Source organism: Pantoea sp. Sc1 (assembly GCF_000255315.1).
In the GTDB taxonomy this organism is placed as follows: Bacteria; Pseudomonadota; Gammaproteobacteria; order Enterobacterales; family Enterobacteriaceae; genus Pantoea; species Pantoea anthophila.
The window spans coordinates 994,843-1,019,529 of the sequence record NZ_AJFP01000001.1 but is presented as its reverse complement, the minus strand read 5'-3'; the positions used below and the strand labels follow the sequence as shown (position 1 = coordinate 1,019,529).

Below are 24,687 nucleotides of genomic sequence, written 5' to 3'. Positions count from 1 at the left end.
GTCAGTTATTTAAACGCTAAAACGCCTCATCGCCACACACCTTTGGTGTCGACAATCCATTGCTGCTGTACCTGAGCGGCATCGATGGCGCGGAAGGCGCGATGATCCACCAGCATCACCAGAATATCGGCCTGGGCCAGCGCCTGCTCGCCCGAGACCAGCTCAGCTTTGCCTGCCAGCGCGTCAGCGATCTGCGCAATGTGAGGCTCAACCACCCAGGTTGTGCCGCGGTGCCACTCCGCAATCTTCTGCGCTACGCCCACCGCCGGGCTTTCGCGCAGATCGTCAATATTGGGTTTAAAAGCCAGGCCGAAGCAGGCGATGGTGATATCGCTGGCGCGCTTACCGGTCTGGGTCAGGCACTCCGCCAGCGCGGTTTTTACCTGGTCCAGCACCCACTGCGGCTTGGCATCATTGACCTCGCGCGCGGTGCGGATCAGGCGGGCTAATTCGGGATTCTGCGCCACGATGAACCAGGGATCGACGGCGATACAGTGTCCCCCGACGCCCGGCCCCGGCTGCAGAATGTTGACGCGCGGATGGCGATTCGCCAGCGCAATCAACTCCCAGACGTTGATCCCCTGATCGGCGCAAATCAGCGACAGCTCATTGGCAAAGGCGATGTTCACATCGCGGAAGCTGTTCTCAGTCAGCTTGCACATTTCGGCGGTGCGGGCGTTGGTTTCCACACACTCGCCTTTCAGGAAAATGCGATACAGCTCGCTGGCGCGGGCGGAACAGGCGGGTGTCATGCCGCCGATGACCCTGTCATTATTGATCAGTTCGACCATCACCTGACCCGGCAGTACGCGCTCCGGGCAGTAGGCGACGAAGACATCGGGCGTCTCACCGTGCTGCGGAAAACGCAGATCGGGACGCGCTGCCGCCAGCCAGTCGGCCATCTGTTCCGTGCTGCCAACCGGCGACGTCGACTCCAGAATCACCAGGTCGCCCTTCTTCAGCACAGGAGCTATCGACTCTGCGGCGGCTTTCACAAAGCGCAGGTCGGGCTGATGGTCATCTTTGAACGGGGTCGGCACGGCAATAAGAAAGGCGTCCGCAGGCTCAGGCTGGGTGGTGGCACGCAGGTCGCCACGCGTGACGGCAGCATGTACCACCTGATCTAAATCGGGCTCCACGATGTGGATCGCGCCACGGTTGATGGTTTCCACGGCGCGCGCGTTGATATCCACGCCCACCACTTTTTTTCCCTTTGAGGCAAAAACGGCTGCCGTCGGCAGCCCAATGTATCCCAGTCCAATCACGGAGATGGTTTCAAAACTCATAATTCGGCTCGGTTATCTTTTAAGGCTTGTAAAATACGACCGCAGGCTTTGCCATCGCCATAAGGATTATGGGCATGGCTCATCGCCTGCCAGGCCTCATCGTCGCTCAGCAGTTCGCTCACGCTGGCCACGATAGTGGCGACATCGGTTCCCACCAGTTTCACGGTGCCGGCATCGACCGCTTCCGGCCGCTCGGTGGTGTCGCGCATCACCAGCACCGGTTTACCCAGCGACGGCGCCTCTTCCTGAATGCCGCCGGAGTCGGTGAGGATTAACCAGGCGCGGTTCATCAGCCAGACAAAAGGCAGATACTCCTGCGGTTCGATCAGAATAATATTTTCAATGCCGCTGAGTATCCGGTTAACCGGTTCGCTGACATTGGGATTGAGGTGCACCGGATAGACAATCTGCGCTTCCGGATGCTGGCGGGCAATCTGCGCCAGCGCGCTGCAGATCCGTTCAAACCCGCCGCCAAAGCTTTCACGACGATGACCGGTGACCAGCACCAGTTTCTTCTCCGGATCGAGAAACGGATAGCGCGCGGCCAGCTGCGCATTCAGATTGGTGTCATCCAGCACCCGATCACGTACCCACAGCAGCGCGTCAATAACCGTATTGCCGGTCACGATAATGCGTGAGTCGGCGAGATTTTCCTGCAGCAGATTCTGTCGCGAGCGCGAGGTCGGGGTGAAATGCAGGCGGGCGAGATGGCCGGTCAGCTTACGGTTGCCCTCTTCCGGCCACGGCGACGCGAGATCGCCGGTGCGCAGCCCGGCTTCCACATGGCCAACCGGAATCTGATGATAAAAGGCGGCCAGACTCGCCGCCAGCGTGGTGGTCGTGTCGCCGTGCACCAGCACGATGTCGGGCCGGAAGTCGAGCAGAACGGTTTTCATGCCCTCCAGGATGCGACAGGTGATCTCCGTCAGCCCCTGCTCAGGCCGCATGATGTTGAGATCGTAGTCCGGCTGCAGCCTGAACAGACGCAGCACCTGATCGAGCATTTCGCGATGCTGGGCGGTGACGCACAGCCGTGATTCAAACGCGGGATCCTGCGCCAGCGCCTGAACCAGCGGGGCCATTTTTATCGCTTCGGGGCGAGTACCAAATACGGTCAGAACTTTCACACTGTTTCTCTCAATCATGCGTGTCTGACATCAGACGCGGACGACGTGCCAGCGCCACACCCGCGCCGGTTAATGCCCCAACGGCACCCCACATAATCATCATGAACAGACGTCGCGGGCTGTCACGTGATACCGGCTCTTCCGGCGTACGCAGATAACGGTAGGTCTGGAACTGGCTGTTCAGTCTGGGTCCGGTCTGCAGCGTGGCCAGCATCGCTCTGTTTTGATCATAGCTGATATCGAAGCTGGGACCGGTGGCACGCAGGGTTTCAAGCTGTCCCTGCAGCACGGGCTGGCCCAGCAGGAAGAGATCGCTGTCCGCCAGATTTTCACCCGCTTCACGCGTCTGTTTCTCGTTGATACCCTGCTGACTGGCGATCTTCAGCGCCTGCTCCAGACGGTGCTGCTGGCGCTGGAATACGGCGTTCGCCACATCTTCCTGACGTTTTACCTGCGCCTGCAACTGATCGGTGCGCGCCTGCCAGGCCCCTTTTAACTCATCATTCAGATGACGTGCGGCACGCTCGCTGGCGTAGGCAATATACTGACGCAGCAGGTTGTTGGCGTCGCCTGCGGTTTCCGCTTTGAGTCTGACGTTGTCCGGCAGGTTATGTGCCGCGTCCGCCGGGGTGAAGAGAATGTTGCCGATCATGTCGTCAAGCAGCGCGGCATCGTTGTGCGCGTTGCCGGTTTTACGACTCTTGTAGTAGTCGGTTTGCTGCCAGAACTCGCGACGCGTATCCCACGAGGCGAGCTGCATGATGAACTCCTGATAGACCTCATCCATCACCGTTGGCGAGGGCGCCGCCAGGGTTAACGCGTTATTCCGCACATCCAGGTTGGTCAGAAACTGCTGCTGTGCATAGTAGGAGCCCAGCATATTTACCGTCGGACGATCGGTGATCGCCGTGGTGCTCCAGACCTGTTTCAGCAGCAGCGTCGCCAGCCAGGCGACCAGGGCAAACAGCAGGGCCAGCCCCACAATCCAGCGCTTGCCACGCCATAACCGGCAGCCTAAGCCGCGAAGATCCAGTTCGTTGTCCACAACGTCAGAAGGCATGGCAGAGATATCCTTTAATCAGCATCGGGTTCATTTATTTTTTGCTTCGCGATGATGGCTCAGACGGCGCTTGATGCGACGGATACGCCGCGCCACGCGCCATGCATGTTTCAGGCAGTAGCCATAAACCATGAACGCGCCCAGGAAAAGCAGCAGCATCACCCACTCAGGGATAAACGCCAGATACTCACCCAGCACCCCGATACCGGCGAGAATCGCGGCCGCGACGGTAATCAGCACAAAGGCCTGACGCGAGCTGAAGCCTGCGCGCATAATCAGATGGTGGATGTGCTGACGGTCAGCCGAGAACGGGCTCATGCCTTTGCGCAGACGGCGATACATGATCGCCACCATATCCATCAGGGGAATGGCGATGAGCCAGAGGGCGGTCACCGGCGTGATGGGGTGACTCAGACCCTGGGTGGTTTCCAGCAGAATCCAGATGATGGTGAAGCCGATCATGGTGCTGCCGGCGTCACCCATAAAGACTTTAAAGCGGCGGCCAAGAAAGCCCAGGTTGAGCAGAATATAGGGCAGCGTGGCGGCGATCATCGCAAAGCACCACATCGCCAGGCTGGTCTGGCCGTCGAAGTAGAGGATGATGCCCATAGCGGCAAAGGTCACTGAGGAGAGGCCGCCCAGCAGACCGTCGATGCCATCCACCATATTAAAGGCGTTAATCGCGGCCCAGACGGCGAACAGCGTCAGCACATAGCCAAAGGGCCCCACGATCAGCTCGAACGGACCGACGATAAAGCCCAGACTCAGCAGATAGAGTTTTGCCCCCACCATCATGACGACAGCGACCAGCGCCTGCACCACGGCGCGGATTTTAACGCTGATATCAAAGCGATCGTCGAGCGCCCCGACCAGCACCAGCACACCGGCACAGCCCAGATAGAGCAGCGCGTGTGGCAGATAGTAGTTGGTAATCGCGAACGTGAAGCAGATCCCTGCGAACACGGAAATGCCACCCACCAACGGAATCGCGCCATGATGGCGTTTACGTGAGTTAGGCTTATCAACTAAACCAATTTTTTTAGCTGCTTTTCGAGCAAAAAAGAGGAAAGCCAGTGAAAAGAGAAAAATTAAACCAAGCTCAGTACTCATAGTGAGTAAATTCACGTTAAACGCTCTCAGCTAACATCCCGCACAACAATACGCGAAAAAGCGCGTTTATCGCTGTGTCGGATTCCGAATTCTGCATCAAGAGACAGACGAACGGTCAAAAATTCGCCATCACTACCACAGTCATTATAAATGCTCCTGCCAGTGTTCAATCCTATAGCTCACAAATGAAAAACGCCACGTCGGGACGTGGCGTAAGGGCGATTTTCTGCAAATCTGGATTAAAAAAGCCGAATCAGTGGTCCGGCCTGGCCGTATCAGATTATGAACGCTTCATCATATCGAAGAATTCATCGTTGGTTTTCGTCATCGCCAGTTTGTTGATGAGGAACTCCATTGCGTCGATTTCGCCCATCGGGTGAATGATCTTACGCAGGATCCACATCTTCTGCAGCTCTTCCTGAGAGGTAAGCAGCTCTTCTTTACGTGTACCGGAGCGGTTGTAGTCAATCGCCGGGAAGACACGTTTTTCAGCGATTTTACGGGCGAGGTGCAGTTCCATGTTACCGGTACCCTTGAACTCTTCGTAAATCACTTCGTCCATCTTCGAACCGGTATCAACCAGCGCGGTGGCGATGATGGTCAGGCTGCCGCCCTCTTCCACGTTACGTGCAGCACCAAAGAAACGCTTTGGACGATGCAGGGCGTTGGCATCCACACCACCGGTCAGGACTTTACCTGACGCCGGCACCACGGTGTTATAAGCACGTGCCAGACGGGTGATGGAGTCGAGCAGGATGATGACATCTTTCTTGTGCTCAACCAGGCGCTTGGCTTTCTCGATGACCATTTCCGCAACCTGAACGTGGCGTGACGCCGGCTCATCGAAGGTTGAGGCAATGACTTCACCTTTGACCAGACGCTGCATCTCGGTCACTTCTTCCGGACGTTCATCGATCAGCAGGACCATCAGCACGCAGTCCGGGTAGTTATACGCCAGGCTCTGCGCGATGTTCTGCAGCAGCATGGTTTTACCGGCTTTCGGCGGTGCAACGATCAGACCACGCTGACCACGACCGATCGGTGACGCCAGATCCAGAACGCGGGCCGTTAAATCTTCCGTTGAACCATTACCCCGTTCCATACGCAGTCGCTTGTTGGCGTGCAGCGGCGTGAGGTTTTCGAACAGAATCTTATTACGCGCGTTTTCCGGCTTGTCGTAGTTAACTTCGTTAACTTTCAGCAGCGCAAAATAGCGTTCACCTTCTTTCGGTGGACGGATTTTGCCAGAGATGGTGTCACCAGTGCGGAGGTTGAAGCGGCGGATTTGGCTGGGGGAAACGTAGATATCATCAGGGCCGGCGAGGTAGGAGCTGTCTCCGGAACGGAGGAATCCAAATCCATCCTGAAGAATCTCCAGCACGCCATCACCGAAGATGTCTTCGCCGCTCTTCGCGTGCTGCTTCAGGATTGAAAAGATAATGTCCTGCTTGCGCATGCGAGCCTGATTTTCCAGCCCCATATTTTCGCCGAGAGTAATCAGCTCAGCAACCGGCGTATTCTTTAATTCGGTAAGATTCATAGTGATGGGTTCTTAAACTCGGGGTAATACTCGGAATGTTTGTCGTGAATGGTATGGCAACTAATCCATGCCGTTAATGGCTCTTTTCGGCTCTTCCCGACGATCATCGAATGGAATGGCGATCGGTATGCAGGGAGATGTCCGAATGTAATGCCAGAGTTGGAGCTAACCGTAAGATTGCTGAACCGTTCTATCTTTATAAGGTACAGGGCGAATGGGTTCAACAAGGGAAAACTTTAGATGCTAACTACAAGGTAAGTTCGTAATGCAGTGTGAGTAAATTAGCACGCCTGAAAGCGAACGTCCAGCAGCAGGAGATAAATTCACCACTGCCAGACATTCAGTCCTGCATTACGCCAGGTTGGCGTTCAGGAACTCTTTCAGCTGGCCTTTAGACAGCGCGCCCACTTTGGTCGCGGCGACTTCGCCATTTTTGAACAGCAGCAGCGTCGGGATACCACGAATGCCATACTTCGGTGCCGTGCCTGGGTTATCGTCAATATTCAGCTTAGCGATGGTCAGCTTGCCATCATACTCTTCTGCAACTTCATCAAGGATTGGCGCGATCATTTTGCAAGGACCACACCATTCAGCCCAGAAATCTACCAGTGTAACGCCGTCGGCTTTCAGCACGTCGGTGTCGAAACTGTCATCAGTCAGATGAACGATTTTATCGCTGCTCATGTTTTACTCCACAAGATTATGCCTGGCGAATTGGCGTAATATATACCAATGTTGGTTGACTTTATTTCATCGGATACGCTTTCGTAAAGCGATAGTAAGCTGATATTCTACCACACTATGAGCAAAACACACTTAACTGAACAGAAGTTTTCCGACTTCGCCCTGCACCCTAAAGTGGTTGAAGCCCTTGATAGTAAAGGCTTTCAATACTGCACGCCGATTCAGGCGTTAGCTCTGCCTTTTACGCTTTCAGGGCGTGATGTTGCAGGCCAGGCGCAAACCGGTACCGGCAAAACGATGGCGTTTCTGACGTCAACGTTTCATCATCTTCTCTCTTATCCTGCGGCGGAAGGTCGTCAGGTTAATCAGCCACGGGCACTTATTCTTGCGCCAACGCGTGAACTTGCTGTGCAGATTCATGCAGATGCCGAACCCCTTACCGCCTCAACCGGCCTGAAACTGGGTCTCGCCTATGGCGGAGACGGTTATGATAAACAGCTGAAAGTGCTGGAGCAGGGCGTAGATATTCTGGTGGCCACCACCGGTCGCCTGATCGACTACGCGAAGCAGAATCACGTTAACCTCGGTGCCATCCAGGTCATGGTGCTGGACGAAGCCGATCGCATGTTCGATCTCGGCTTTATTAAAGATATTCGCTGGCTGTTCCGCCGTATGCCGCCTGCCACGCAGCGCCTGAGCATGCTCTTCTCAGCAACGCTCTCTTATCGCGTTCGTGAACTGGCGTTCGAGCACATGAACAGCGCGGAATATGTTGAAGTGGAACCGGAACAGAAAACCGGCCATCGCATCCAGGAAGAGCTTTTCTATCCGTCTAACGAAGAGAAAATGCGCCTGCTGCAGACCCTGCTGGAAGAAGAGTGGCCGGATCGCGCCATTGTCTTCGCAAACACCAAGCACCGCTGTGAAGATATCTGGGGCCACCTGGCCGCTGATGGTCACCGCGTTGGCCTGCTGACCGGCGATGTGGCACAGAAGAAGCGCCTGCGCATTCTTGATGACTTCACCAAAGGGGACGTGGATATTCTGGTCGCGACTGACGTTGCTGCCCGTGGTCTGCACATCCCGGCGGTCACCCACGTCTTTAACTACGATCTGCCTGATGACTGTGAAGATTACGTTCACCGCATTGGCCGTACCGGTCGTGCAGGTGCCAGCGGACACTCTATCAGCCTGGCCTGTGAAGAGTACGCGCTGAATCTGCCGTCGATTGAAGAGTACATTGGCCACAGCATCCCGGTCAGTAAGTACAGCAGCGAAGCCCTGTTAACCGATTTACCGCCGCCTAAGCGTCTGCAGCGCAGCCGTTCCGGCAATGGCCCACGCCGTGGAGGCAATAACGCTAATCGTCGCGGTGCGCCACGCAACAACAACCGTAAACGTTCAGGTTAGGCCACCATGCTCAGCGCGTCGTCACTTTATGCAGCGATTGATTTAGGGTCTAACAGCTTTCATATGTTGGTGGTGCGCGAGGTCTCTGGCAGTATTCAGACCGTGGCAAAAATCAAGCGCAAGGTTCGCCTTGCCGCCGGTCTGGATGCCAGTAATCAGTTGTCAGCCGAAGCCATGGCGCGTGGCTGGCAATGCCTCCGGCTCTTCTCTGAGCAACTGCAGGATATTCCCCCCGATCAGATTCGCGTGGTGGCGACCGCCACGCTGCGTCTGGCCGCGAATGCGCAGACCTTCCTCGATACCGCCCAGCAGATTCTTGGCTGCACCATCAACGTCATCAGCGGTGAAGAAGAGGCGCGCCTGATTTATCAGGGCGTGGCTCACACCACAGGCGGCTCCGACCAGCGTCTGGTGGTGGATATCGGTGGCGGCAGTACCGAGCTGGCAACCGGCGATGGTTCGCACGCGTCGGTGTTGTTCAGTCTGTCGATGGGCTGTGTCACCTGGCTGGAGCGCTTCTTCAGCGATCGTCATCTGGCAAAAGAGAATTTTGACCAGGCGGAGCAGGCTGCCCGTGAGATGATCCAGCCTGTCGCCGCGCAGCTGCGTCAGCAGGGCTGGCAGGCCTGTGTCGGTGCGTCCGGCACGGTGCAGGCGCTGCAGGAGATTATGGTGGCGCAGGGCATGGATGAGCGCATCACGCTGAGCAAGCTGCAGCAGCTTAAGCAGCGCGCAATCCAGTGCGGCAAACTGGAAGAGCTTGAAATCGAAGGGCTGACGCTGGAACGGGCGCTGGTGTTTCCCAGCGGTCTGTCGATCCTGATCGCCATTTTCCAGACGCTCAGTATCGATAGCATGACCCTGGCGGGCGGCGCGCTGCGTGAAGGGCTGGTCTACGGCATGCTGCATCTGCCCGTTGACCGCGATATCCGCACCCGCACGCTTCACAACGTCCAGCGCCGCTTCAGCATTGATGTTGAACAGGCGGATCGTGTGCGTCAGCTGGCGGAGAGCTTCTTCCGTCAGGTTTCCACCTCGTGGAAGCTGGATCAGCGCTGTCGTGAACTGCTGCTCAGCGCCTGTGCGATCCACGAAATCGGCCTCAGCGTCGACTTCCGGCATGCGCCACAGCATGCGGCTTACCTGGTGCGCCATCTGGACCTGCCTGGCTTCACCCCGGCGCAGAAGAAGCTGCTGGCCTGCCTGCTGCAAAACCAGAGCGGCAGCATCGATCTGGCGCTGCTGACCCAGCAAAACGCCCTGCCGCCGCGTCTGGCGGAACGGATGTGCCGTCTGCTGCGGCTGGCGATTATTTTCTCAACCCGCCGCCGCGATGACACCCTGCCAGCGGTACGACTCCAGGCGGACGATGATGCCCTGCATCTGACCCTGCCCGCTGGCTGGCTGGAAGCGCATCCGCTGCGCAGCGAGCTGCTGGAGCAGGAGAGCCACTATCAGTCCTATGTCCACTGGTTGTTAACCCTGTCGTAATACCTGCGTCTGAGGCGAATCGCCTTCGCCTCTCCGCCCGACGCGCTTACCCTTTTCTGGCTTTATCCAGCATCGCCCGCAGACCGGCAACCCGGCTCTGCCCGGTTTTCATCCGCTCCTCGGCACTGACCACTTTGCGCTCCGTCTCCCACTGCAGATCGTCCTGCGGCAGCTCCAGCAGAAAACGGCTCGGTTCCGGTCGCACCAGCTCGCCATATTGCCGCCGTTCACGGCAGAGGGTAAAGGTCAGCTCTTTCTGTGCCCGCGTGATGCCGACGTAGGCCAGACGACGCTCCTCTTCGATATTGTTCTCATCGATGCTGCTCTGATGCGGCAACAGCCCCTCTTCCATACCTACCAGGAACACATAGGGGAACTCCAGCCCTTTGGAGGCGTGCAGCGTCATCAGCTGCACCTGATCCAGCTCTTCATCGCTTTCACCGCGCTCCATCATGTCGCGCAGGGTAAAGCGCGTGACCACCTGGGCCAGCGTCATCGGCTCGTCGATATCGCTGCCCTCCAGCATTTCGGTCATCCACTGAAACAGCGTGTTGACGTTCTTCATCCGCATTTCTGCGGCTTTCGGACTGCCGGAGGTTTCGAACAGCCAGCTTTCGTAATCGATGCCGCGAATCAGATCGCGGACGGCGTTGACCGGCTCGCGTTCGGTCAGCTGGATGATCTCATTCAGCCAGTGAGTAAAGCGCTGCAGATGCTCCAGGCCACGTCCGCTGAGTGTCTGACCCAGCCCGACATCAAAACTGGCATGAAACAGGCTCTTGCTGCGCAGATTCGCCCATTCACCGAGCTTCTGCAGCGTCGCCGGACCAATCTCGCGACGCGGTGTGTTGACGATGCGCAGGAACGCGCTGTCATCCTCAGGGTTAGTCAGCACGCGCAGATAGGCGAGCAGATCTTTAATCTCCGGCCGTGAGAAGAACGAGGTGCCGCCAGAGATGCGATAGGGAATGCGGTTCTGCATCAGAAACTTTTCGAAGGTGCGTGACTGATGGTTACCCCGGTAGAGAATCGCGTAATCTTTGTACTGCGTTTTTTTGATAAAGTGATGCGCAATCAGTTCGCCGGTGACCCGCTCCGCTTCATGCTCCTCGCTGTTGGCGGTCACCACTTTGAGTTCGCTGCCCTGCCCCAGTTCGGAGAAGAGCCGCTTTTCAAAGACGTGCGGATTGTTGGCAATCAGGATGTTCGCCGCTTTCAGAATGCGCTGCGAGGAGCGGTAGTTCTGCTCCAGCTTCACCACCTCCAGCGCCGGAAAGTCCTGACTCAGCAGCACCAGATTCTGAGGCCGCGCGCCGCGCCATGAGTAGATCGACTGGTCATCATCACCCACCACCGTGAAGCGCGCCCGCGCGCCAACCAGCAGTTTAACCAGCTCATACTGGCTGGTGTTGGTATCCTGGTACTCATCCACCAGCAGATAGCGGATACGCTGCTGCCAGCGTTCGCGCACCTCCTGATTACGCTGCAGCAGCAGCGTCGGCAGCAGGATCAAATCGTCAAAATCGAGGACGTTGCACGATTTGAGATGCTGACTGTAGAGGCCATAGCAGTGGGCAAAAATATTCTCCTGCTGTGAACGCGCCTGCGCGGCCGCGCCCTGCGGATCGATCAGGTCATTTTTCCAGTTTGAGATGGTGGAGATGAGCTGCTGCAACAGCGTCTTATCCTCCTCCAGCCACTCTCTGGTCAGCTCTTTCAGCAGGGCGAGCTGATCCTGATCGTCGAACAGCGAGAAGTTGGACTTCATGCCCAGCGCCGCCGTTTCACGCTTGATGATCTCCAGGCCCAGCGTGTGGAAGGTGGAGATCAGCAGCCCGCGCGCCTCTTTGCGACCCAGCGTCTGCGCCACACGCTCTTTCATTTCGCGCGAGGCTTTATTGGTGAAGGTCACCGCAGCGATGTGTCGCGCCTGATAGCCGCACTCACGAATCAGATGGGCGATTTTATTGGTAATTACGCGGGTTTTGCCCGATCCCGCGCCCGCCAGTACCAGACAGGGACCGGTAACAAATTCGACGGCACGTTGTTGGCTGGGGTTTAAACGCATAGAAGAAATCGCCTGATTGAATCAAAAGAAAGGGGTTTATACTGGGCGGCAATTATACACAACCGAGATACCAACATGGCGAAAACCGCGGCGGCTTTACACATCCTGGTCAAAGAGGAAGCGCTGGCAAAAGAGATTCTGGCGAAACTGGCGAAGGGCGGCAATTTCCAGCAGCTGGCGAAGAAGCATTCGACCTGTCCTTCCGGCCGTAAGGGGGGCGATCTGGGCGAGTTTCGGCAGGGACAGATGGTACCGGCCTTTGATAAAGCGGTCTTTACCTGCCCGCTGCTGACGCCTTACGGGCCGGTAAAGACCGGCTTTGGTTATCACATTATCAAAGTGCTCTACCGCAACTAGTTACTTCTTCTGCTTCATCTGCTGCAGAACGTTGCTGCACTGGTTGTCTTCGTTGTCGCTGGGGGAGATCAGTGCCAGCAGCGCCGCTGCCGGTCCCACGACCGCACCCAGCGCCACGGCAGCGGCCCCACGGGCCAGCAGTGGCCCCGCTTTCACGCCCGCATCCGGATTCTTAAAGGTGCCGCGCACGTAGAGCGGGGAGCGCAGCGTGACGATGCGCACACCTTTACTCTCCGGATTGATCGACAGGTCCAGTCGCTCACTGGCGAAGTTGGCGTTCCCTGACACATTGATAATCGCGTTCTCGGTATCAAACACAAACAGGTTCGGCGTCGCCAGACCATTCTGCAGTCTGATATCGGTGGCCGCACAGTTGATGCGCACCTGATCGTCGCCAAAGAGTTTGCCGACCACGTAGTTACCCACGTTAAGTCCGGCGATCTCCATCAGATTGCGGCTGATCAGCCCGTCATTCATCAGCAGCTTCAGCTGACCGTTGCTGGTCGCCAGCAGGTCGGCGACCGAGTTGCCGGTGCCGGTAAAGCTGGCATCACCGTTGAGCTGACCCAGGCTGTTCTTCATCGCCTGCACATCCGGGAAAAGCTGACGCAAACGCAGCTTGCGTGCATGCAGGTCAACCCGGCCACGCATCGGTGAGCGATCGCCCTCCAGCCGGATAGTGCTGTTGAGATTGCCGCCCGCGATACCAAAGCGCAGCGGATCCAGCAGCAGATCGCCGTTTTTGAGCTGTAAGTGGGTATAGAGATCGCTCAGCGGCAGTGAGTTGCTGTGTTCGATACGTTTGCCGCTGAACTTCACGTCGGCATCCATGACATCCCAGCTTTTGGTTTCAAACCTGTCGTGCGGCAGTACACGGTCAGCAGGCTGATTCGATTTCTCACCGCGCCGGGCTTTGGCCTGGGCGGTCTTCTCACTCCCTTTGCCGGAGTCCACACCAATCAGCGGCCCCAGATCGGCCATGCGCAGTTGCTCAGAGGTGAGTTCCCCGGTGAGGGTGGGACGCGGTTTGCCCTGGGTGTAGATCAGCGAGCCATGAATATCGCTGTCGCCGATATGACCGTTAAATTTCTCATAGCGGTAGACCGCGCCCTTTTCGCCGCTGAATTTCGCGATCAGATGGCCGTCCGTTTCATAAGGCGGGGTATCAGGCAGCAGAACGCCGGTCAGGCCATAGAGGTTCGCCAGCGTATCGCCGGAGAAGCGCAGACGCACATTCAGTCCGCCCAGGTTCATCGGGTCCTGCACGCCCCCGGTTACCTGAACCCGCGTGGTGCCGTTTCGCACATCGGCCTGCACCGGGAAAGGGGTGTTCTGGCTGCACAGCGAGAGCATGCCGCCAATCCTGCCTTCACCGCTGAGCTTTTCATTGTTGTAGGTGCCACTGGCCTGCCAGCCAAAGACGAAGTCTCCCGCGCCCTTCTGCTGATCGTCACCGCCGGCAATCTGCGCATAGGGCACCGGTTTGCCCAGCGGATTCACCTGTACCGTGACATCGGCGCGGTTAACCGCATCGCGATAGCGGATTTGCCCCTGATCAAACAGGATATTATCCAGCCGGAAGGACCAGGCCGAGGGCGCGCTGTCCTTGTCATCCTTGTCACTACCGGCGAGATCGAACGTCCAGTTATTCTTTTTATCCGCCGTCTGAATCAGGCGCGCATCGGGTCGCTGCAGCTTAATCCACGGGATGAAAAGCTCTTTGTGCAGCAGCGACAGCGGTGCCAGCGTCGCGTCGGCCCGTTGCAGATGGACCATGGTGACATCAGGAATGCCGGGCGGGTTACCCAGCATGATATCTTCAGCGTGTATCTGCGGCCACGGCACCCAGCGCCGCCAGCCCGACTCGTCGCGATGGCGCACCCAGTCGATCCCCAGATCCCCGCGGATGGCAAAAGGACGATTGAGTTCGGTTGAGACTTTCTGATTGATGGTGGGCTTCAGACGGTTCCAGTCAAATGTCGCGATCACCACAATAATCACCACAATCAACAACACCAGAATGCCTGCAACCCAACTGACGATTTTCCCGGTACGCGACATGTCGCTTTCTCCTTGCTCTTTCACGGCCTGCGTTAAAGATAGTCGAGACGGCGGGCAACGGCATCAGGGAAGCTGGAGAGTCAGATGATTCAGTTCAGAAAATGGGACAGGCCGCGAAAAGTAGTAGCCCTGAGCCGCGATGGCCGGGGAATGCCTGACCTGCTGCCACTGCTCTTCCGTTTCCACGCCCTCGACAATCACGCCGTTGCAGTAGCGATTGATGAGCGCCAGCAGCATCGAAAAGAGGCTGCGCCCTTCATCAGAACTGCCCAGCAGAATAAACAGGTCGCGCGACAGCTTGATGTAGTCATATTTCAGTTCGGTCAGCGCGGAGAAATTGGCCATGCCGGAGCCAAAATCATCCAGCCACAGCGGGCCCAGTTCCGGGATCTTAGCGACTCTCTCCGCCTGTGGCAGCGCATGATGCTCTGTCAGCTCAAAGCGGATCCAGGGCAGGCGGGCGATCAGGCGACGAATGGCGGGCCGGTGCTGAATAGAGAGCAGCGAGGGGCCATCGATGTTGACCGACGCGACCACACCGTTGCGCTCGAAGAAGGCGGACCACTGCGTCAGCAGTTCCAGCTGCTCATAGATCACATTGAGGCGCTGGGCGATATCGAGCCCGGCAAACCAGGCCTCGGGTGACAGATTCCGTTCCGGCTGGGCAGGATGAGAAACGGCGGTCAGCAGTTCAATGGCGAGTAACCGACCGGTTACCCGATAGATAGGCTGGAACCGATAGCGCCGCTGGCACTGTTGCCAGAAGAGCGGGGTTTCCGTTTGATAATCAGGGTCAATCGAAGACGGCAGCCATTGACTAATACTCTCCATCACCATGGTATTTTCCTGGTTGATAATATGTCCCCAAAACGGGTGACGCAGCTGCGATTATCGTGAGTGTCTGTGGTAAAGAGATGAACGACCCGGCCACAAAAAGGGAAAGTCTATCAGCTGCGTCGCCCGCATAATCGGTAAAAAAAGCCGAAATTAGCGCCTCTTATCCGCCAGATTAGCCCTCCCCTGCACCTTAAGCTAAATCAAAACAGCGTTTTAAAAGCGTTGACGACTGCCATACCAGACGCGAGACTGAGCACTCTTTCACTACGGGTTGCAAACCATGACGCAGAAGAAAATTGCCATTATCGGCGAATGCATGATTGAGCTGTCGGAAAAGGGTGAGAACATCAAACGGGGTTTTGGCGGCGATACGCTGAACACGGCGGTTTATCTCGCCCGCCAGGTGGATGAGCAGCAGTTACGGGTCGATTACGTCACGGCGCTGGGGACGGATTCGTTCAGCGATCAGATGATAACCGCCTGGCAGCAGGAGAAGGTCAACACCGGCCTGATTCAGCGTCTCGATAATAAAATGCCAGGCCTGTATGTGATTGAAACCGATGCGGAGGGCGAGCGCACCTTCTGGTACTGGCGCAGCGACGCCGCGGCCCGCTACTGGCTCGACAGCCCGCAGTCAGAGGCGATCGCCGACCAGCTGGCGCACTATGACTATCTTTACCTCAGCGGCATCAGTCTGGCGATTCTGCCCGCTGCCAGCCGGGAGAAACTGATGCAGCTTCTGGCCCGCTGCCGGGCAGAGGGCGGCAGGGTGATTTTCGATAATAATTATCGCCCGCGTTTATGGGCCGATCGGGCCAGTGCGCAGAGCGCGTATCGCGCCATGCTCAGCTGTACCGATATCGCCTTTCTCACCCTGGATGATGAACATCTGCTGTGGGGCGAGCAGCCGCTGGAGGAGGTTATCGCGCGAACCCGCGAAGCAGGCGCCAGCGAAATTGTGATTAAGCGGGGTGCGGAGGCCTGCCTGGTCGCCACGGGTGATGCGCCGCTGATTGAGGTGCCTGCGGTCCGGCTGGCGAAGGAGAAGGTGGTGGATACGACGGCCGCGGGCGATTCGTTCAGCGCCGGATATCTGGCGCGCCGCCTGACCGGCGCATCGGCTGAAGCCGCCGCACAGCGCGGGCATCTGATCGCCAGCACGGTGATTCAGCATCGTGGCGCGATTATTCCGGCAGAGGCGATGCCTGACTGAACTGCATCTGATAAAGCCGGGCATAAGCGCCGTTCTGCTGCAGCAGCTGCTGATGCGAGCCGCGCTCAACGATCCGGCCCTCTTCGATAAGCAGGATCTCATTGGCTTTCTCAATGGTTGAGAGCCGGTGCGCAATAATCAGCGTGGTGCGGTTCTGCTGCAGCGTCTCCAGCGCAGACTGAATCGCCCGTTCTGAGCCGGTATCGAGGGCCGAGGTCGCTTCGTCGAGGATCAGAACGGGACTGTCGCGCAGCAGGGCGCGGGCAATGGCAATGCGCTGGCGCTGTCCACCCGACAGCAGCACCCCATTCTCCCCAATCATCGTATCCAGCCCGTTCTCCATTTTATTGATGAATTCCATGGCATGAGCCATCTGCGCCGCCTGTTCGACTGCGGCGCGGCTGAAGAGATCACGACGGGCATAGGCGATATTGTTGGCGATGGTGTCATTGAACAGATGAACATGCTGAGAGACCAGCGCCATCTGCTCGCGCAGCGAGGCCAGGGTATAGTCACGCAGATCGTGCCCATCCAGCAAAATTTCGCCGCTGTCGATATCGTAAAAACGCGTGAGCAGGCTGGCGAGGGTCGATTTACCTGAGCCGGAACGGCCTACCAGGGCGACCGTTTTCCCGGCCGGGATATCAATATTGATTGCGTTCAGGGCGGGCGTTTCCGAACCGGGATAGGTGAAGCTGACGTTGCGGAACGCGATATGACCGGCGGCGCGTCCGATAACGCGGGTGCCCTCATCTTTTTCCTGCTCAGTATCCAGAATCGCAAACAGTGTCTGGCAGGCGGCCATGCCGCGCTGGAACTGCGCATTGACGCTGGTCAGGGACTTTAACGGACGCATCAGCATCAGCATGGCGGAAAAGACCGCGCTGAGGGTGCCCGCTGTCAGCGTCGTCATTACCGACGGAAAACTGGCCGCATAGAGCACAAAAGCCAGTGCGAAAGAGGCGATTAACTGGATAAGCGGATCGGACAACGCGGTCGCCGACACCATTTTCATCCCCTGGCGACGCATCCTGTTGCTGACCTGCCCAAACCGCTCTGTCTCCACCCGCTGACCGCCGAACATCAGCACCTCTTTATGCCCTTTCAGCATCTGCTCAGCATGGGAGGTGACCTGCCCCATGGTGTCCTGCATGTTCCTGCTGATGCGGCGAAAGCGCCGGGAGACGAGGCGGATCGCCAGCGACACCACGGGCGCAAGTACCAGCAGGATCAGGGAAAGCTGCCAGCTGTAGTAAAACATCATGATAAACAGGCCAAGGATAGAGGCACCTTCACGCACCACCGTGACCAACGAGCCGGAAGAGGCAGAGGCGACCTGCTCGCAATCGTAGCTGATGCGGGAGAGCAGCGTGCCGGTTGATTGCTGATCAAAGAACGCCACCGGCATCCCCATCATATGGCTGAAGAGACGACGGCGCAGGCTCATCACCACTTTACCGGAGACCCAGGAGATACAGTAACCGGAGATATAGCCGCTGACGCCGCGGATCAGGATCAGCCCGATAATCACCAGCGGCATCCACAGCAGCATCCCCGTATGCCGCCTGCCCATCACATCGTCCAGCAGGCTTTTCAGCAATGTCAGCATAAACGGGTCTATGGCGGCGTTGACGATGAGGGCTATCCCGGCGACCACCAGGCCCAGCCTGAAGGGTGAAATGGTGGGCCACAGTCGCGTAAACGTCTGTCTGGCAGAGAGTGTGGGTTCAGACATGGCATGCATCTTACCGTTGTGTAGAAACGGATGATGATATGTTAAACCGTATCAACCAACCGGAAACTGCCCTGTCGCCAGGAATCATAAACAGTCTCAAATGAGACTGGTACTTCTCCCCTGCCTCCAGGCCCGGATCTGGCGGGGATAAAATCATTATCGCCTCTTAAGCGCCCGCAGTGTGATATCCGGTAAATTGCGGCTAGTAAAGCGGGCCATGCCACTCATTTCCCTTACGCTGAAAAATTGTGGTTAATCGCACAGGCGACCCGGCCATCCCCTTCAACCAGACTTATAATTTATTGAATAAAATTAGCCAGTTATAACCACCTGAGCGCCACCAGGCATAGTCCGAATCTGCCCGATTCGGCCCTTTTCGGATGGACGTTCGCCGTAAAAAAGACCATCTTTTAATCAACAACAGCAGGACGCTGTGCTCTCCGGCCGTGAACAAAACAACTAAAATATTCTCCGCATCAGGACCTATTTATGCACACAGAAATCATTAATATCTGGCCACACGGTGATGCGCCAGGTGCCAGCGATTCGCGGGCACAGCCGCAGATCGTCGATATGGCAAAAGAGTATGAGCCTTACGATCGCGCCGCCACCGGTGTACGTTGCCCGGAGATGGCGATCTGGCATCCGGTCGAATCCAACGGGATCACCCTGCTGGTCGCGCCAGGCGGAGGTTATCAGCGTGTGATGATCGACCGTGAAGGCAGCGCCCTGGCGACCTTCTTCACCTCAATGGGCTACACCCTGGCGGTCATGACCTACCGCCTGCCCTATGATGGTCATCATGAAGGCCCCGATGCGCCGCTGGCCGATGCACAGCGCGCCGTGCGTGTGCTGCGTGAACGGGCGCAGCGTGGCCTGAATGGAAAGTACATTGTGATGATGGGCTTTTCGGCGGGTGGCCACGTCGCGGCCAGCCTGGGCACACGCTTCGCGGAAAAACTCTATCCGGTGCAGGATGGGGCAGAAAACTTCTCACCTCGCCCGGATGCGATGATCCTGGTCTATCCGCTGATCAGCATGCGTGATGGCATTGCTCATGAAGGCGCCCGAACCCGCCTGCTGGGTGCCTGGCCCGATCAGAAAACGATTGAGGCCTACTCCCTGGAAACCCGGGTTCACCCACTGGTGCCGCCAACGCTGTTGATCCACGCCGCCGACGACGAAGCCGTCTCGGTGAATCACAGCATGGCGTTTTTCAGTGCGTTGCGGGAGCATAAGGTCCCAGCAGAGGTGCATTTCTATCAGAAAGGCGGGCACGGATTTGGTATCCGCGGAGTGGCAGATTTGCCCCTCGCCAGCTGGCCGATGTTGGTGACCGAGTGGCTCAGGGCAAAGACCTGATCTTAAGCCGCAGGCGGCACGTCTTTGACGTTGCTGTCCGGCGGCGTGGCTTCATTGCTGGCCGCCGGTGCCGCTGACGGTGCCATCACTTTGTCCCAGCTGTTTTGCAGGCTTTTCACGTTGGTTTCCGCTTCGCCTTCCGGCTGGATCAGAACCATCATCAGTTCCTGGGTCAGCTGCTGGCGCAGCTCCTGGTTTAACTGCTCGCGGGTCAGACCCGCCAGGAAGGCCTGCCGCAGCTTCTGATACTGCTCAGGCGCAATATCGACCACGGCGTTCTGCTGGGAGCGCAGCCGCTGACTCATCAGCACATCGGTGTCGGTGCGGGCATAAGTGGTGAACAGCTTATTCAGCTCCAGCAGCTTCTGCGCCATCAGCGCATCAAACTCCTCCTGCGGTAAGCCTTTATCGCGCACATTAGCCAGCTCGCGAGCCACCAGATTCATATTCTGCGCCAGACTGTCGTTGCGGCCATCAAGATTGATCGAGCACTGCGCACGCTGATAGAGCACGCGGCAGTCAAATCCCACCTGTATGCCCTGCGCTTTGCTGTCACTGAGCGCGCGCTGAACGTGCCAGAACAGCGCTTCACGGGCCAGATCGCCCTGCCAGTAACGCTGCAGATTCTGCGAGTCACGAATCGGCTGCCACGGCGTATCCCACACCAGTGAGAGGCGATCCTGCGTCATGTTGCTGCTGACCAGATTCACCGGCTCGTGCGGCAGCGGGGAGAGGGTGGGCAGTGGCGCAGGTGTTTCGCGTTTGCCGGTCAGTGCCGAGAAGGTTTTGTTGATCTGCTCAGAGAGGTTGCGGCTGTCGACATTGCCGACCACGTAGAGCGTCATCGCATCCGGGGTGTACCACTGATGATAAAAGTCGTTGAGCTGGGTTAAATCAACCGGGGCGCGTGGCTGCGCCGCAGGATCGTGCGCCAGCAGCGCCGAGCCTTTCAGGCGGTAGCGCCACCAGACATCCTGCGTATCTTTCGGCCAGGTGGCGACCGGATCGGAGGCCGTCAGCGCGGTGCTCACCACCTGTTCGGTAATCGCCATATTGCCCGCCGTGGCCGCCAGCCAGTTCAGCGCTTCTTTCAGCAGCTCAGGGCGGTTGTTCGGCAGGCTCAGATTATATTGGGTGGAATCATAAGAGGCGATGACGGGCGGCAGGGGGCGCTGAGGATCCATCGCCTGCTGCCATAGCGCGCGCTGCTGCTGGGTGTCGAGCGCGGTGTTGTGCACCATGGCCAGACGCGACAGCAGATGGCTGAAGCCGGTCTGTTGCGCACTCTCCACCAGTGAGCCGGTGTTGACCACCAGCCGCAGTTCGATGCGGTCACTGGGGCGTTGCGGTGTGGCCAGTAACTGCCAGTTAAATCCGTTATCCAGCTTGCCTTCCTGCCAGGCCGGATCCGGTTGCAGCGTTTCTGCCTGGAGACCATAGCTGCTTGCTGCCAGCACTAATCCACCAACCAAAAGCCGAATTCTGGTGCCCTGCATGTGAACCCCTACTCAAATAATTCAAATATCGTTATCACTGGCGCGACGTGCCGCTGTTATTAACGAATCGGCTGGCGCCGAATCGCGCTGTTATCCAACAACAACGTGTTTGACCACAGGAAGTTCAGGATGTCGCGCAACGAAGTGAAAAACGTCAAAAAAACAAGTGGGGTTTATTATGCAAATGCCCGCTGTCAGGGCAAGCGACAGCGGGCATTTGAGGGGATTTAAGTTAAATTCAATGATTAAACTGAAGATTCGGACGCTTTGTTCTCTTTATTCCGGCCGGCGAGCGTGTCATTGAGCTGTTTGTGATCCAGCTGGTCTACCCATTTCGCCACCACCACGGTCGCCACACCGTTTCCGATCAGGTTGGTCAGCGCACGCGCTTCGGACATAAAGCGGTCGATACCCAGAATCAGCGCCAGACCCGCCACCGGCAGATGGCCGACCGCCGAGAGCGTCGCCGCCAGCACGATGAATCCACTGCCGGTCACCCCTGCCGCGCCCTTCGAGGAGAGCAGCAGTACCACCAGCAGCGTGATCTGATGGAAAATATCCATGTGGGCATTGGTCGCCTGGGCAATAAACACCGCCGCCATGGTCAGATAAATCGAGGTGCCGTCGAGGTTAAAGGAGTAACCGGTGGGGATCACCAGCCCGACCACAGACTTCTTACAGCCCAGCTTCTCCATCTTATCCAGCATGCGCGGCAGCGCTGACTCGGACGAGGAGGTGCCCAGCACAATCAGCAGCTCCTCTTTGATATAGGCGATGAACTTAAAGATGCTGAATCCGGCAAACAGACGCGCAATCAGCCCCAGCACAATCACCACAAACAGCACACAGGTGATATAGAAGCAGACGATCAGCTGGCCGAGCTGCACCAGTGACCCCACGCCATATTTACCGATCGTGAACGCCATCGCGCCGAAGGCGCCTATCGGTGCCAGACGCATGATCATGTTGATGATGCCGAAAATGACTTTCGAGAAGCTCTCAATCACGTTGAAGATCAGCGTGCCGGTGTTACCCAGACGATGCAGGGCAAAACCAAACAGAATGGCAAACAGCAGCACCTGCAGGATGTTGCCGCTGGCAAAGGCGCCAATCACGCTGTTAGGAATGACATCCAGCAGGAAGGCGACAATGCCCTGCTGTTCCGCCTGCTGCGCATAGACCGCCACCGCTTTGGCATCCAGGGTGGCGGGATCAACGTTCATTCCTGCGCCTGGCTGCACCACGTTAACCACGATCAGACCAATGATCAGCGCGATGGTACTGACAATTTCAAAATAGAGCAGCGCGACAGCGCCGGTGCGCCCGACGGCTTTCATGCTTTCCATACCGGCGATGCCGGTCACCACGGTACAGAAGATGACCGGGGCGATAATCATCTTGATTAACTTAACAAAGCCATCGCCCAGCGGCTTCATCTGGGTCCCCAGCTCCGGGTAAAAATGGCCTAACAAAACGCCGATGCCAATCGCCATCAGCACCTGGAAATAAAGGCTTTTAAAAAGTGAGGTTTTCATAAACAGGTGTCCACTAACGCCGTGAGGTGATGTTGTCGGATTCGTTATTGTGACTGGCGGGCAACAGAGGTGGCGCCTGACAGTAACCCGAAAATAACACTGTGTTTACGTGATTAATACAGGGCGACAAACCCCCAGGAAATGTCAGGATCGTAATTCTGAACTGAAACGCTTCAGCAAGGGGTTTTGTAACTAAAATTCTCGCAAAATCAATGAATCAGGCAATTATTGCGGCAGTGAGGAATTTTCTATCCAGGCCTGATTGAATCGGGTCAGAGGCAGCGCTTCCGCGTAGAGGTAGCCCTGCCCGATGTGAATGCCGCGCGCCAGCAGCCAGTCACGCTGCTCCGCGGTTTCCACGCCCTCGGCAATCACCTCAAGGTGGATAATCTCGGCGATCGCCGCCACGATGCAGACCATGGTGTCGTCATCCGGCAGCGCCGCCACAAAGCTGCGGTCCATCTTCAGCTTGTTGACCGGCAACGCTTTCAGCTGATGCAGATAGTTGAGATTGGAGTAGCCCATGCCGAAATCATCCAGCGCCACCGCCACCCCGGCCTGCTGCAACAGTCGCAGCATCGCTATCGCCTGTTCTGCATCATCCAGATGCGCCGTCTCGGTCACTTCCAGCACAAAAGTGCCAGGGGCGATGCGGTGACGGGTCAGCAGAGACTGCAGATGGGAGACCACGCCCGTATCGCGCAACTGTACCGCAGAAATATTCACGCTCAGCGGCAGCATCATGCCCTGCCGCTGCCAGCCAGCCAGAATGCGGCACGCCTCTTCAAACACCCAGCGTCCCACTGCGCTAATCACGCCTATCTCTTCGGCGCTGGCGATAAACTCTTCTGTCAGGCCGTAACTGCCATCCGGCTGGCGCATACGCAGCAGCGCTTCCGCGCCCGCCAGTGCCCCGGTGCGCATATCAACCTGCGGTTGGAGGTAGAGAGCAAACTGCTCATCGTGCAGACCCTGCAGAATGTCATGCTCCTGGGTCAGGCGTTTCTGTGCGCGCTCGGTCAGCGCGGCGTCAAAGAAGAGGATCTGATTTTTGCCCTGATGACGGGCCGACATCATCGCCGAGATCGCCCTGTCCAGCAGTTCACTGGCGCTCAGCGGCTGATCGTCGCGCAGCGCCAGACCGATGCTGACGTTAGGGCGCAGCTGCAGCTGGTGCAGGCTGACCGGCTGATTAAGGCGAATCATCAGATTGCGCGCCAGACGCAGGGCGCGGAACGGATTACTGGCGCGCTTCATCAGCAGGACAAAATCGCTGACGCCGGTCTGCGCCAGCAGGGTGTGGTCATCCAGCGTATGGCGGATCTTCTCCACCAGCGTCAGCATCAGCGTGTCGCGCTGCTCATCGCTGAGTATGCCGTTGGCTTCCTGCAGGGTTTCAATGCGGATCACCATCAGACCCAGCGACCGGTCAGGATTGCACATAAACTGTTCGACCAGCGCCAGGAACAGGGTGCGGTTGGGCAGGTCGGTGACCGGGAAGTGGGTGGTCAGCCGGCTCATCTCATCATGAATCGACTCCAGCACCTGCTGATTGCGGTTGTAGCTGCGCACCAGCATGCCGATCTCGTCATCATGATGGCTGTGCGGCAGGGAGAGTTTATGGGTCAGAATCGCCTGCGGCGGCAGCTCCTGCAGCTCGCGCGAGAGATGACGCAGCGGATGCACCACCAGCCGGTTGATGCACCAGCTGATCGCCACGGAGAGGATCAGCGCCAGCAGCAGATAGGTGATGATCATGGTCGAGAGCGTGCTGAGGATAAACTGGTAGACGCGCGTTGAGTTCGCCTGCAGCACCAGATAAGCCAGCGGCTTTGGCATTCTGGTATTTTCTATCGAGTAGAGCGGCAGCGTAATCTGCACCGGCAGCTCAAACAGGCGGGCCACCAGACGCGGCACCGGTTTTTCTGTCTCAAAGTCAGCATGCAGCGCCTGAAACGCATTGGGCAGCACCACATCGGCGCGCGACAGGATACCGGCCGGTTTCAGAGAGTGAAGAATGTGTTCGGCCCGGGGGATATCGGCCCGCAGCACCGCTTCCGACAGCGGCTGACGAACGGTGTGGGCGATATTCTCCATCTGCTGGGCGTAGTCAATCCTGCGCTGCTGCACAAAATGAAACAGTTGGATGACGATAAAAATACTGATGGTGATAACCGCAACCAGCGAAACCGTCGCCATCTGCTTTATCGTAAGTGACCGGCTTACGCGCAAAAAATTCTCTCCTGACGATGAAAAAAGCCCAGATAGCAGACAGTACAATGCCAGCCAGTATATCCCATAAACTGACTTTTTTA

The 24,687-nt window shown here is 57.4% G+C and carries 18 protein-coding genes; 5 read left to right on the top strand and 13 right to left on the bottom strand.

Features of this window, described 5'->3' with window-relative positions; genetic code table 11:
• Positions 1 to 26: 26 nt before the first annotated feature.
• The 6 genes from wecC to trxA form a co-directional block, all read right to left on the bottom strand.
• The gene (gene wecC, locus S7A_RS04780; protein WP_009088426.1) at positions 27 to 1,286 is read right to left on the bottom strand and encodes a UDP-N-acetyl-D-mannosamine dehydrogenase; all 1,260 of its coding nucleotides are present in this window, start codon (positions 1,284 to 1,286) and stop codon (positions 27 to 29) included.
• On the bottom strand, positions 1,283 to 2,413 hold the full coding sequence (wecB, locus tag S7A_RS04775) for a non-hydrolyzing UDP-N-acetylglucosamine 2-epimerase (RefSeq protein ID WP_009088424.1): 1,131 nt from the start codon (positions 2,411 to 2,413) through the stop codon (positions 1,283 to 1,285). Before wecB ends, wecC begins: the two co-directional genes overlap by 4 nt.
• A gap of 10 nt (positions 2,414 to 2,423) precedes the next feature.
• Positions 2,424 to 3,473, bottom strand: a complete 1,050-nt coding sequence (wzzE, locus tag S7A_RS04770) for an ECA polysaccharide chain length modulation protein (RefSeq protein WP_009088421.1) — start codon at positions 3,471 to 3,473, stop codon at positions 2,424 to 2,426.
• Positions 3,474 to 3,503: 30 nt separating this feature from the next.
• Positions 3,504 to 4,583 (bottom strand): UDP-N-acetylglucosamine--undecaprenyl-phosphate N-acetylglucosaminephosphotransferase, encoded by a 1,080-nt coding sequence (wecA, locus tag S7A_RS04765; protein WP_033736131.1) that lies wholly within the window; start codon positions 4,581 to 4,583, stop codon positions 3,504 to 3,506.
• Between the two features lie 280 nt (positions 4,584 to 4,863).
• Positions 4,864 to 6,123: a transcription termination factor Rho gene (gene rho, locus S7A_RS04760; protein ID WP_003851960.1), complete on the bottom strand. Its 1,260-nt coding sequence runs from the start codon at positions 6,121 to 6,123 to the stop codon at positions 4,864 to 4,866.
• Positions 6,124 to 6,474: 351 nt separating this feature from the next.
• Complete coding sequence (gene trxA / locus S7A_RS04755) at positions 6,475 to 6,807, bottom strand: thioredoxin TrxA (RefSeq protein WP_003851963.1); 333 nt, start codon at positions 6,805 to 6,807, stop codon at positions 6,475 to 6,477.
• Positions 6,808 to 6,924: 117 nt separating this feature from the next.
• Here trxA and rhlB point away from each other — a divergent pair, with 117 nt between their 5' ends.
• Together rhlB and gppA are read left to right on the top strand one after the other, a co-directional pair.
• The gene (gene rhlB / locus S7A_RS04750; RefSeq protein ID WP_009088417.1) at positions 6,925 to 8,217 is read left to right on the top strand and encodes an ATP-dependent RNA helicase RhlB; all 1,293 of its coding nucleotides are present in this window, start codon (positions 6,925 to 6,927) and stop codon (positions 8,215 to 8,217) included.
• 6 nt (positions 8,218 to 8,223) lie between these two features.
• The gene (gene gppA, locus S7A_RS04745) at positions 8,224 to 9,708 is read left to right on the top strand and encodes a guanosine-5'-triphosphate,3'-diphosphate diphosphatase (protein WP_009088415.1); all 1,485 of its coding nucleotides are present in this window, start codon (positions 8,224 to 8,226) and stop codon (positions 9,706 to 9,708) included.
• Positions 9,709 to 9,754: 46 nt separating this feature from the next.
• On the opposite strand, the gene rep is transcribed toward gppA, so the two are convergent.
• On the bottom strand, positions 9,755 to 11,776 hold the full coding sequence (rep, locus tag S7A_RS04740; RefSeq protein WP_009088414.1) for a DNA helicase Rep: 2,022 nt from the start codon (positions 11,774 to 11,776) through the stop codon (positions 9,755 to 9,757).
• A gap of 75 nt (positions 11,777 to 11,851) precedes the next feature.
• Between rep and ppiC the strand changes: the two genes are divergently transcribed.
• Positions 11,852 to 12,133, top strand: a complete 282-nt coding sequence (gene ppiC / locus S7A_RS04735; RefSeq protein WP_009088412.1) for a peptidylprolyl isomerase PpiC — start codon at positions 11,852 to 11,854, stop codon at positions 12,131 to 12,133.
• Here ppiC and S7A_RS04730 read toward each other — a convergent pair whose 3' ends face one another.
• Together S7A_RS04730 and pdeH are read right to left on the bottom strand one after the other, a co-directional pair.
• On the bottom strand, positions 12,134 to 14,194 hold the full coding sequence (locus S7A_RS04730) for an AsmA family protein (protein ID WP_009088411.1): 2,061 nt from the start codon (positions 14,192 to 14,194) through the stop codon (positions 12,134 to 12,136).
• 63 nt (positions 14,195 to 14,257) lie between these two features.
• Positions 14,258 to 15,031: a cyclic-guanylate-specific phosphodiesterase gene (pdeH, locus tag S7A_RS04725; RefSeq protein ID WP_009088409.1), complete on the bottom strand. Its 774-nt coding sequence runs from the start codon at positions 15,029 to 15,031 to the stop codon at positions 14,258 to 14,260.
• A gap of 280 nt (positions 15,032 to 15,311) precedes the next feature.
• On the opposite strand from pdeH, the gene S7A_RS04720 reads away from it, so the two are divergent.
• Positions 15,312 to 16,244, top strand: coding sequence for a sugar kinase (locus S7A_RS04720; protein ID WP_009088407.1), 933 nt, complete (start codon positions 15,312 to 15,314; stop codon positions 16,242 to 16,244).
• On the opposite strand, the gene msbA is transcribed toward S7A_RS04720, so the two are convergent.
• A complete protein-coding gene (gene msbA, locus S7A_RS04715; protein ID WP_369750587.1) occupies positions 16,216 to 17,979 on the bottom strand; it encodes a lipid A ABC transporter ATP-binding protein/permease MsbA in 1,764 nt (587 codons plus the stop codon). The two genes, S7A_RS04720 and msbA, sit on opposite strands and share 29 nt — an antisense overlap.
• 489 nt (positions 17,980 to 18,468) lie before the next feature.
• On the opposite strand from msbA, the gene S7A_RS04710 reads away from it, so the two are divergent.
• Entirely contained in the window at positions 18,469 to 19,341 is an 873-nt protein-coding gene (locus S7A_RS04710) for an alpha/beta hydrolase (protein WP_009088404.1), read from the top strand.
• 2 nt (positions 19,342 to 19,343) lie between these two features.
• On the opposite strand, the gene S7A_RS04705 is transcribed toward S7A_RS04710, so the two are convergent.
• From S7A_RS04705 to hmsP, 3 genes are all read right to left on the bottom strand, one after another.
• A complete protein-coding gene (locus S7A_RS04705) occupies positions 19,344 to 20,837 on the bottom strand; it encodes a pitrilysin family protein (protein ID WP_009088402.1) in 1,494 nt (497 codons plus the stop codon).
• 245 nt (positions 20,838 to 21,082) lie between these two features.
• A complete protein-coding gene (locus S7A_RS04700; RefSeq protein ID WP_009088401.1) occupies positions 21,083 to 22,372 on the bottom strand; it encodes a dicarboxylate/amino acid:cation symporter in 1,290 nt (429 codons plus the stop codon).
• A gap of 225 nt (positions 22,373 to 22,597) precedes the next feature.
• Positions 22,598 to 24,604 (bottom strand): biofilm formation regulator HmsP, encoded by a 2,007-nt coding sequence (gene hmsP, locus S7A_RS04695; protein WP_033736127.1) that lies wholly within the window; start codon positions 24,602 to 24,604, stop codon positions 22,598 to 22,600.
• Positions 24,605 to 24,687: the final 83 nt, after the last annotated feature.

Coding starts and splice junctions, on each gene's coding strand:
- wecC (WP_009088426.1), bottom strand. CDS start 1,286: ATGAGTTTTGAAACCATCTCCGTGATTGGACTGGGATACATTGGGCTG.
- wzzE (WP_009088421.1), bottom strand. CDS start 3,473: ATGCCTTCTGACGTTGTGGACAACGAACTGGATCTTCGCGGCTTAGGC.
- wecA (WP_033736131.1), bottom strand. CDS start 4,583: ATGAGTACTGAGCTTGGTTTAATTTTTCTCTTTTCACTGGCTTTCCTC.
- rho (WP_003851960.1), bottom strand. CDS start 6,123: ATGAATCTTACCGAATTAAAGAATACGCCGGTTGCTGAGCTGATTACT.
- trxA (WP_003851963.1), bottom strand. CDS start 6,807: ATGAGCAGCGATAAAATCGTTCATCTGACTGATGACAGTTTCGACACC.
- rhlB (WP_009088417.1), top strand. CDS start 6,925: ATGAGCAAAACACACTTAACTGAACAGAAGTTTTCCGACTTCGCCCTG.
- gppA (WP_009088415.1), top strand. CDS start 8,224: ATGCTCAGCGCGTCGTCACTTTATGCAGCGATTGATTTAGGGTCTAAC.
- rep (WP_009088414.1), bottom strand. CDS start 11,776: ATGCGTTTAAACCCCAGCCAACAACGTGCCGTCGAATTTGTTACCGGT.
- ppiC (WP_009088412.1), top strand. CDS start 11,852: ATGGCGAAAACCGCGGCGGCTTTACACATCCTGGTCAAAGAGGAAGCG.
- S7A_RS04730 (WP_009088411.1), bottom strand. CDS start 14,194: ATGTCGCGTACCGGGAAAATCGTCAGTTGGGTTGCAGGCATTCTGGTG.
- pdeH (WP_009088409.1), bottom strand. CDS start 15,031: ATGGTGATGGAGAGTATTAGTCAATGGCTGCCGTCTTCGATTGACCCT.
- S7A_RS04720 (WP_009088407.1), top strand. CDS start 15,312: ATGACGCAGAAGAAAATTGCCATTATCGGCGAATGCATGATTGAGCTG.
- msbA (WP_369750587.1), bottom strand. CDS start 17,979: ATGTCTGAACCCACACTCTCTGCCAGACAGACGTTTACGCGACTGTGG.
- S7A_RS04710 (WP_009088404.1), top strand. CDS start 18,469: ATGCACACAGAAATCATTAATATCTGGCCACACGGTGATGCGCCAGGT.
- S7A_RS04705 (WP_009088402.1), bottom strand. CDS start 20,837: ATGCAGGGCACCAGAATTCGGCTTTTGGTTGGTGGATTAGTGCTGGCA.
- S7A_RS04700 (WP_009088401.1), bottom strand. CDS start 22,372: ATGAAAACCTCACTTTTTAAAAGCCTTTATTTCCAGGTGCTGATGGCG.